This is a genomic window from Mycobacterium sp. TH-M25, assembly GCF_057473665.1.
On the sequence record NZ_JBYCLA010000085.1, the window covers coordinates 1 to 2378 of the forward strand.

Below are 2378 nucleotides of genomic sequence, written 5' to 3' on the forward strand. Positions count from 1 at the left end.
CGCCGATCCTGCGCCCGAAACATCCACGGTGACAGTCAAATACGTGAGCCGGGGGCCGATCGCAGGCCGTAGCGTCGAGCAGTGGACGCTTGGGATGACAAGCTTCATTCGCAGCCAACGCGGCGCAAACACCCGCTACGACCAGGACAACCGGCGAGTCCAGCGCGGCGCGCTCACCTACACCACCGAGGCCTGCACCACGCCCACCCTGATCGCCGGACCCATCACGCTCACGCTCCACGCGACCGCCGACACCACCGAGACGCTGTGGGTCGCCCACCTCGACGACGTCGCTCCCGACGGCTCCTCTCGCCCTCTGACCCAGGGTGCGCTGCTGGGCTCACACCGGGCGCTGGACCCTGAGCGCACCTGGTATCTGCCCGACGGCACCGTGCTCAAGCCCCATCACCTCAGCACCCGGGCTGCGGTCGAGCCCGTCGGTCCCGGCGAGCTCACGCGCTACGACATCGAGGTCTTTCCGACCGCCGCACTGCTCGACACCGGTCACCGATTGAGACTGACGGTCAACACGTTCGACTTTCCGCATCTCGTACCAACCGTGCCGGCCCGCCGCAACCTGGCCGGTGGCAGCTATCAGTTGCATCAAGGTGGGCCGACACCATCACATCTGCTGGTCCCGTTCGCCGATCCAGACCGCTTCGACTGACCCAGCCCGACAGCGTCTTCCGGTCACAACCGCCGGTCGTGGCGCATACTCGTTGTGATGACATCTTTACAGCAGTACGTCGCCGAAGAGATTGCCACCGAACACGCCGCAGGTTTGCTGAGCCGCCGCGAAGCCATGCGTCGGCTGGCGCTGCTCGGCCTGGGCAGCGGCGCGGCGGCCGCACTGATCGCGGCATGCGGCCACGACGAAACCCGGCCGCTGCACTCGAGTTCGGGTGAGGGAGTGGAACCTCCGGGAGCCAACCGGGCGCTGCCCACCGAGCCGATCACCTGGGCCGGTCCCCGCGGGGAACTGCGCGGCGCCTGGGCGCAGTCGCACAACGCCCGCCGGGGGGTGCTGGTCATCCACGAGAACAAGGGGCTCACCGACTGGGTCCACTCGGTGGCCGAACGGTTCGCCGGGGCCGGATACTCTGCGCTGGCGATAGACCTGCTGTCCGAAGAGGGTGGGACGGACAAATTCTCCGACCCGGCCAAGGCCACCGCCGCGCTGGCCACCGCGCCGCAGGACCGGTTGATCGCCGACCTGAATTCCGGCATCACGGAACTGCAAAACCGGGTTCCGGGCGGCAAGCTCGCGATAGTCGGCTTCTGCTTCGGCGGTGGTCTGGTCTGGCAACTGCTGGCATCACACACCGCACGCTTGTCGGCGGCCGTCCCGTTTTACGGCCCGCTTCCCGACAACCCCGACTTCAGTGGCGACAAGGCGACCGCGGTGCTGGCGTTCTACGGAGCGTTGGACAAGCGGGTAACCGATTCTGAGCCAGCGGCCAAGGCGGCACTCGAGCGCGCCGGCCTGATTCACGACCTCGTCATCGAACCCGACGCTGACCACGCCTTCTTCAACGACAGCGGACCGCGCTACAACGCCGCGGCGGCCGAGGACGCCTGGCAGCGCACCCTGGAATGGTTTGGCCGCTACCTGTCTTAGCGGCATGATGCGTGCGTGACCACTCCGCTGCCCGTCATCACACTGCAACACGTCCTCGACAGCCTCGAACTCGAACAGGTCAACGCCGACTTCTTCGTCGGCGAGCCGATCGACGAAATCGCCCATCACATCTCCGGTGGGCACATCGCCGCGCAGGCATTGATGGCGGCAAGCCGAACCGTCACCGATCGGCTGCCGCACAGCCTGCACATGTATTTCCTCCGCGCCGGCGACGCCCGGCAACCGGTGGACTTCGAAGTCACTGCACTGCACGACGGCGGCACGTTCTCAGCCAGACGCGTCACTGCCCGGCAATTCGGCTCGGTGCTACTGGAGGGCATCGTATCGTTCAGCAAATCCGTCGAAAGCACTGTCTACCAGCAACTTCCACCGAATCTCCCCGATCCCGACTCCGTGCCGGGCTTCGCCGAGCAGCACCGCGACCATGCCGACGAACGCAATGGCTGGTGGGTGCGCGACCAACCCATCGATTACCGATATGTGGACCCGTCGGCCAGACTCGCAGCCGACATCGTCGAGCCGCAGCCGCCCGCCGGTATCCGGATGTGGTGGCGCCCCAACGGCATCGCTCCGGCCGACCCGGTCGTCGCTGACTGCCTCACCGCATTCGTTGCGGGGCGCACTTTGCTCGAGTCGGCAATGATCGCGCGCCGCACGACGCCGCTGGGACCGGGCTTCTCGGCGCTGATGGATCTGGCAATGTGGTTCCATCACCCGCCCGATTTGTCGGACTGGCTGC

3 protein-coding genes are annotated in these 2378 nt (G+C 66.7%); all 3 read left to right on the top strand.

The window, feature by feature from the left end; translation table 11 throughout:
- Window positions 1–667 (top strand): CocE/NonD family hydrolase (locus tag AC2VOU_RS03045; RefSeq protein WP_486956033.1); only part of this gene is annotated, 667 nt, incomplete at its 5' end.
- A 57-nt stretch (window positions 668–724) separates the two neighbouring features.
- Complete coding sequence (locus AC2VOU_RS03050; RefSeq protein WP_486956034.1) at window positions 725–1618, top strand: dienelactone hydrolase family protein; 894 nt, start codon at window positions 725–727, stop codon at window positions 1616–1618.
- A 15-nt stretch (window positions 1619–1633) separates the two neighbouring features.
- The coding region (locus AC2VOU_RS03055) for an acyl-CoA thioesterase (protein WP_486956035.1) at window positions 1634–2378 on the top strand (745 nt) is incomplete at its 3' end.